Consider the following 6,067-nt stretch of genomic DNA (forward strand, 5'->3'; position numbering starts at 1 on the left):
GGGGCGAAGCCCTCCACGTGGTCCTTTTCCTTCTGGAGCAGGCTCTCGGGGATCAGAACGGGCAGATACACATTTTCGTGGCCCGTCTCTTTGAACCGCTTGTCCATCTCCTGCTGGATGTTCTCCCAGATGGCGTAGCCATAGGGGCGGTAGATGAACATGCCCTTCACGGAGGTATAGTCGATCAGCTCAGCTTTTTTGCAGACGTCGGTGTACCACTGGGCAAAGTCCACGTCCCGGGGGGTTATGGCGTCTACTTGTCTTTTATCCTGTGCCATAGTCTCAAATCCTTTGCATCTATATTATAATATGGTATCTCGCCAGCGCGGTTTTCACTGAATCCCTATTGTAACGATTCCGGGGAAAATTGTCAACTGTTACCGTTTCGCTCCGTTCAATGGGACAAGTATGGTACTACCTATTTACATTTCCCGCCGGGTGTGGTATGCTCTCTTCCATGGAAACGTATGAATTGATCCGCTCCCGCCGGAAAACCCTGGCGCTGGAGATCACAGGGGACTGCCGTGTTCTGGTGCGGGCGCCCATGGCACTGTCCAAGGCCCGCATCGACGCCTTCGTGGAAAGCCATGCAGGCTGGATCGCAAAGCATCTGGAACAGCGGCGGCAGCAGGCCGCCTCCGCTCCTCCGCCCCCTACGGCAGAGGATATCCGGGCCTTGAAAGCGCGGGCCTGGGCCGTGCTGCCGGGCAAGGTGGCCTATTGGAGCGAAAAAATGGGCGTTGTCTCCACAGAATTGAAGATCACCACCGCCCGGAAGCGGTACGGCAGCTGCAGCGGCAGAAACAGCCTGTGCTTCTCCTGCTTTTTGATGGATTGCCCGGAGGCGGCCATTGACCTGGTGGTGGTCCACGAGCTTTGCCACATCCGGGAGAAGAACCACGGTCCGGGCTTTTACGCCCTGCTGGCCCAATATCTGCCTGATTATAAGGAACGGAAGAAACTTTTAAAATAAAGGAGACTTTCCCATGAACAAGCTGGACCTCACCGCGCTTTTGAAAAACAATCCCTATCCCGGCCGGGGCATCGTCCTGGGCCGCAGCGCCGACGGGAAGAGCGCCGTCGCCGCCTACTTCATCATGGGCCGCAGCGAGAATTCCCGGAACCGGGTGTTCACCGTCACGGAGGACGGCATCCGCACCGAGGCCCACGATCCCTCCAAGATGACAGACCCCAGCCTCATCATCTACCATCCCGTCCGCCAGGTGGGCCGGGGCCTCATCGTCACCAACGGCGACCAGACCGATACTATTCGGGACGGCCTGCTGGCAGGCAATACCTTTGCCTCCGCCCTCCACACCCGGGAGTTCGAGCCGGACGGCCCCAACTACACCCCCCGCATCTCCGGCCTCCTCAGCCCCGACGGCAGCTTCAAGCTGTCCATCCTGAAATCCGCCGACGGCGACCCCAGCTGCTGCCACCGCTACTTCTACACTTACGACCATCCCCTCTCCGGCGAGGGCCGCTTCATCCACACCTACATGGGCGACGGCAGCCCCCTGCCCTCCTTCGAAGGAGAGCCGGAGCGGGTCATCCTGGACGATCCCGACGCCGAGACCCTGGCGGAGCGGATGTGGAACGCCCTGAATTCAGACAACAAGGTGTCCCTTTTCGTGCGGTACACCGACCTGGACACCGGCGAATACCGGCAGGTCATCCGCAACAAGTTTTAATTGAAAAGGACCCGTTGGAAGCTCCAACGGGTCCTTTTTTGCCGATGTCTTGCCCTCACCGCCGGGGCGAGACGTCCCGGTCGATGGGCAGGTCCGGGCGGCGGGCCCGGATGCGGTCCAGCACCTGGTCGGCGCCGGCCTGCTTTTCAAAGAGGTAGTTCTGATAGAACTCCCCGTCGTAGCACAGCCGCAGGCATACCATGGGGAGCTGCTTGCCGCAGGTGCCGGTGACGCTGATGCCGGTGTTTTTGGTCCACACCTGATCCAGCGCATCGAAGGGGATGTATTTGCTGCCGGGGAAAGCGGCGATGTACATGGCCTGGTCGCTGACGCGGTACTGCTCGACCCGCTGGGCGGTGCGGTAATCCTCCGGGGCATTTTCCAGCGCGTACCGCTGGGACATGGACTTGATGGGGAACAACGGCATGGGAAGCCCTCCTTTGTCGTTTTTTTCAGCATACCGGTTTTCCCGGCGAACAGCTATTGCATTAGCAACAATTTCTCCCCGTCCAGCCGCCAAACGTGAAAAAAAAACCGGCCCGCAAGGGCCGGTTTTCGGGTTTTACTCACCCATGGGTGCTCCGCACTGGGGGCAGAACTTGCTGTCGGAGGCGGCTCCGCAGATGGGGCAGGTCTTTTCAGCCGTCTCGGGAGCGGCAGGCTCCTCTTTGGAGGGCTTGCTGGCCTCCAGCTCGGCGATCTTTGCCTTGGAGGCGTTGACGGCCTCCACCAGCTCCCGAACGGCGTCGGGGATCTCGCCCTCGTACTCGTTGACGAACCATTCGCCGATGTTGCGGTAGTTCTTGTCGATCTCCTTCTGCTCGCCGGCGATGGCGACGCTCAGCTTCACCTGCTCGGCGGCGTCCTTGCTCTTGTCGGCTGCCAGGTTCACCATGTCTTTTGCCTTCTTGGTCAATCCATCGATAGAAAATGCCATATTTGTGATCCCCTTTCATATTAACAGCCTTTCGGCCTGATCTTGTTGGTTTCAGTATAACGCACTTTTTCGCAAAACGCAACAGCTTTACACTTTGTTTTCCGCCCAATCCCGGGACCGCTCCACCGCCCGCCGCCACTGGGCGTAGTCGGCGGCGCAGGCTGCGGCCTCCCGCTGGGGGAAAAAGACATGCTGGCTGCGGCGCAGGTTCTCCAGCTCGTCAAAGCCGCTCCAGACCCCTGCCGCCAGCCCCGCCAGGGCCGCCGCGCCGAAGGCGGTGGTCTCCACCTGGGCGGGCCGGTCCACCGGCAGCCGCAGCAGATCCGCCTGGGTCTGCATCAGGATGTCGCTGACAGAGGCGCCTCCGTCGACCCGCAGCGTGGTGATGGGGCAGGGGGCGTCGCTGTTCATGACCCGCACCAGATCCGTCACCTGGAAAGCGATGGAGTCCAGCACTGCCCGGGCGATGTGGGCGCGGGTCGTGCCGCGGGTCAGGCCCACGATGGTCCCCCGGGCATACATGTCCCAGTAGGGCGCGCCCAGGCCGGTGAAGGCGGGGACCAGATAGACGCCGCCGGAGGAGGGGACGCTCTCCGCCAGCCGGTCGCACTCCGGCGCGCTCCCGATCAGCCCCAGCTCATCCCGCAGCCACTGGATGGCGCTGCCCGCGTTGAATACGCTGCCCTCCAGGGCGTAGGTGGTCGCACCCTTCACGGACCAGCCCACGCTGGTCACCAGCCCCGCCTGGGAACGCACCGCCTCGCTCCCCACATTCATCAGGGTAAAGCAGCCGGTGCCGTAGGTGTTCTTGGCCTGTCCCGGCTGGAAGCAGGCCTGGCCGAACAGGGCGGCGGGCTGGTCGCCGGCGCTGCCGCAGATGGGGATGCCCGCCAGGGCCTCCAGGCCGGGGATACCGGGGGCCACCGTACCATAGACCTGGCTGTTGGGCCGCGGCTCCGGCAGAAGCTGGGCAGGAACGCCCAGCGCGCGGCACAGCTCCTCATCCCATTGCAGGGCATGGATGTTGAACAGCATGGTCCGGGAGGCGTTGGAGTAGTCTGTCACATGGACCTTCCCCCCGGTGAGGTTCCAGATGAGCCAGGAGTCCACAGTCCCAGCGCACAGCTCGCCCCGCTCCGCCCGTTCCCGTACGCCGGGGACGTTGTCCAGAAGCCAGCGGAGCTTCGTGCCGGAGAAATAGGCGTCGATCAGCAGGCCGGTCTTGTCCGTCACCGCTTCGCCCAGGCCGTCGGCTTTCAGCTGGTCGCAGATGGCGGCGGTGCGGCGGCACTGCCACACGATGGCGTTGTACACAGGCTGTCCGGTGGTCCGGTCCCAGACAATGGCGGTCTCCCGCTGGTTGGTGATCCCCAGGGCGGCGATCTGCTTGGGGTCGATGTGGGCGGCGTCCACCGCCTCCGCCAAGGCCCGCTTTTCCGTGGCCCAGATCTCCATGGGGTCATGTTCCACCCAGCCCGGCTGGGGGTAGATCTGGCGGAAGGGATGCTGGGCGCGGGCCACGATCTCTCCCGCCCGGTTGAACAGGATGCCCGGGAACTGGTGGTCCCCTGGTCCAAGGCGACGATATAGGTGTCCATAAGCGATCTCCTCTTGGATTTATGTGGGATCTGTGGTATGATATCCCCAAATATATCAATTATATCATAAGGAGGCAGGGTTTTCCATGGTGTGCAATGAATTTACATTTCCCTCCGCCGACGGAAAGACCGCCATCCACGCTGTGGAGTGGCTGCCGGAGGACGGTGTGCGGGGCGTCCTGCAAATTTCCCACGGTGTGGCGGAGTACATCCTGCGGTATGCGCCTTTTGCGGAATACCTGACGGCCCGGGGCTTCGCCGTGGTGGGCCACGACCATCTGGGCCACGGGGAGTCCGTGGCGGAGGGCGGGGCGCGGCTCTACTTTGGCCCCAAGGGCAGCTGGAGCTGGGTCGTGGACGACATCTATACCCGCCGCCAGCTGGCCGGAAAGCGGTTTCCCGGCGTGCCTTATTTCCTGCTGGGCCACTCCATGGGGTCCTTCCTGGCAAGGACCTATCTCATCCGCTATCCCGGCACTGTGGACGGCGCTGTTATCATGGGCACCGGCCAGCAGTCTCCGGCTCTCATCGCCGGGGGCAGGGCCATCGCCGCCGAAGAGAGCGCCCGCATCGGCGAGGACAAGGCCAGCCCTGTGGTGGAAAAACTGGCCTTCGGCGCCTATAACAAGCGCTTTGCTCCTAATCGGACGGAAAACGACTGGCTGTCTGCCAGCACGGAAAACGTGGACCGCTATCTGGCGGACCCGCTGTGCGGCGGCACGCCCACCTCAGGGCTGTTCCGGGAGATGCTGGGAGGCCTGACCTTCATCGCCAGGCCGGAGAATCTGAAAAAGATGAATCTGAACACGCCCATCCTCTTCATCTCCGGCGCCATGGACCCGGTGGGGGACTGCGGCAGGGGCGTTGAGAGGGTTTACCGCAGCTTTCAGAAGGCAGGAGTCCGGGAGGTGTCCATGAAGCTCTATCCGGAGCTGCGCCATGAGATCCTGTGCGAGGACTGCCGGGAGACGGTGTACACGGACATCTTCCAATGGCTGGAGGAGCGGCTGGCCGGAAAAACCGGAGCTGTGCTGAAGTGAGAGGAACAGCGCGGAAGGCGGAGCCTTCCGCGCTGTTTTTGGCCGGAGGCAAAGTCCGATCATCTTTGGATGTGCCGCCGGTCGGAGAAGGGGAGAGGCCGTCCCGCCTCAAATAGCCGCCTCCCGCTGCGCCGCCTTCTGAGCCGATCCGCCGGCGCTCCGCCGGACGGAGGCCCCGCTCACAAATTTTCTTGCGGATTTTTATAAAAAACAGAGAAATTTCTCTTGACATAGCATGAAATTTCTTTTATGATAGAGAGGCTGTGTGAGAGGACTTGTCCTGTCCGCGGCTCTGCGATGAACCGGGAGATTGCTCCGAGAGGAGGTAACTTCCGGGGAGTATGTCCGATAATCGGGCGGCTGAGAAGATCTGTACGTCGCGTAGATCGCCACGCCATGATCCGTGTACCGGCCGTAGGTTCCCTGCGCCGGTATTTTTCGTGAGCTGGAATGATACGCACGGATAAGCGTATAGAAAATTCTCTTGCCGTAGGTCGTCGAGACTGCGTGAAAACACCTACGAAATCAGGAGGAAACAACCATGGCACAGAAAGAAATGATCCGCATCCGTCTGAAGGCCTATGACCACCAGGTCATCGACCAGAGCGCAGAGAAGATCGTCGAGACCGCCAAGCGCACCGGCGCCGAGGTCTCCGGCCCCATCCCTCTGCCCACCAAGAAGGAGGTCGTCACCATCCTGCGGGCCGTGCACAAGTACAAGGACAGCCGCGAGCAGTTCGAGCGCCGCACCCACAAGAGACTGATCGACATCACCAAGTCCACTCCCAAGACCGTCGAGGC

6 protein-coding genes and 2 pseudogenes are annotated in these 6,067 nt (G+C 61.8%); 4 read left to right on the plus strand and 4 right to left on the minus strand.

Annotated features, from left to right (window positions below; translation table 11 throughout):
• A pseudogene (locus tag Q0Z69_RS16365) lies at positions 1 to 278 on the minus strand (proline--tRNA ligase); the annotation flags it as partial.
• Positions 279 to 457: 179 nt separating this feature from the next.
• Between Q0Z69_RS16365 and Q0Z69_RS16370 the strand changes: the two are divergent.
• Both Q0Z69_RS16370 and Q0Z69_RS16375 read left to right on the plus strand, forming a co-directional pair.
• Positions 458 to 973, plus strand: a complete 516-nt coding sequence (locus Q0Z69_RS16370) for a M48 family metallopeptidase (protein WP_298035472.1) — start codon at positions 458 to 460, stop codon at positions 971 to 973.
• Between the two features lie 13 nt (positions 974 to 986).
• Positions 987 to 1,691 carry an IMP cyclohydrolase gene (locus Q0Z69_RS16375; protein ID WP_298035473.1) on the plus strand — a complete coding sequence of 235 codons (705 nt, stop codon included), beginning with the start codon at positions 987 to 989 and terminating at the stop codon, positions 1,689 to 1,691.
• Positions 1,692 to 1,746: 55 nt separating this feature from the next.
• On the opposite strand, the gene Q0Z69_RS16380 is transcribed toward Q0Z69_RS16375, so the two are convergent.
• From Q0Z69_RS16380 to glpK, 3 genes and pseudogenes are all read right to left on the minus strand, one after another.
• Positions 1,747 to 2,118, minus strand: coding sequence for a hypothetical protein (locus Q0Z69_RS16380; RefSeq protein ID WP_298035474.1), 372 nt, complete (start codon positions 2,116 to 2,118; stop codon positions 1,747 to 1,749).
• A gap of 135 nt (positions 2,119 to 2,253) precedes the next feature.
• Entirely contained in the window at positions 2,254 to 2,628 is a 375-nt protein-coding gene (locus Q0Z69_RS16385) for a zinc ribbon domain-containing protein (RefSeq protein WP_298035475.1), read from the minus strand.
• An 87-nt stretch (positions 2,629 to 2,715) separates the two neighbouring features.
• Positions 2,716 to 4,226: pseudogene (gene glpK / locus Q0Z69_RS16390) on the minus strand (glycerol kinase GlpK).
• An 86-nt stretch (positions 4,227 to 4,312) separates the two neighbouring features.
• Here glpK and Q0Z69_RS16395 point away from each other — a divergent pair.
• Both Q0Z69_RS16395 and rpsJ read left to right on the plus strand, forming a co-directional pair.
• Positions 4,313 to 5,266 carry an alpha/beta hydrolase gene (locus Q0Z69_RS16395; protein WP_298035476.1) on the plus strand — a complete coding sequence of 318 codons (954 nt, stop codon included), beginning with the start codon at positions 4,313 to 4,315 and terminating at the stop codon, positions 5,264 to 5,266.
• Between the two features lie 541 nt (positions 5,267 to 5,807).
• On the plus strand, positions 5,808 to 6,067 hold a 260-nt coding region (gene rpsJ / locus Q0Z69_RS16400; RefSeq protein WP_298035477.1), incomplete at its 3' end, for a 30S ribosomal protein S10.

It is taken from the genome of uncultured Dysosmobacter sp. (assembly GCF_947631165.1).
Classification (GTDB): Bacteria; Bacillota; Clostridia; order Oscillospirales; family Oscillospiraceae; genus Oscillibacter.

What these genes read in the sequence shown, in the direction of transcription:
- Q0Z69_RS16370 (WP_298035472.1), top strand. Translation starts at nt 458, where the DNA reads ATGGAAACGTATGAATTGATCCGCTCCCGCCGGAAAACCCTGGCGCTG.
- Q0Z69_RS16375 (WP_298035473.1), top strand. Translation starts at nt 987, where the DNA reads ATGAACAAGCTGGACCTCACCGCGCTTTTGAAAAACAATCCCTATCCC.
- Q0Z69_RS16380 (WP_298035474.1), bottom strand. Translation starts at nt 2,118, where the DNA reads ATGCCGTTGTTCCCCATCAAGTCCATGTCCCAGCGGTACGCGCTGGAA.
- Q0Z69_RS16385 (WP_298035475.1), bottom strand. Translation starts at nt 2,628, where the DNA reads ATGGCATTTTCTATCGATGGATTGACCAAGAAGGCAAAAGACATGGTG.
- Q0Z69_RS16395 (WP_298035476.1), top strand. Translation starts at nt 4,313, where the DNA reads ATGGTGTGCAATGAATTTACATTTCCCTCCGCCGACGGAAAGACCGCC.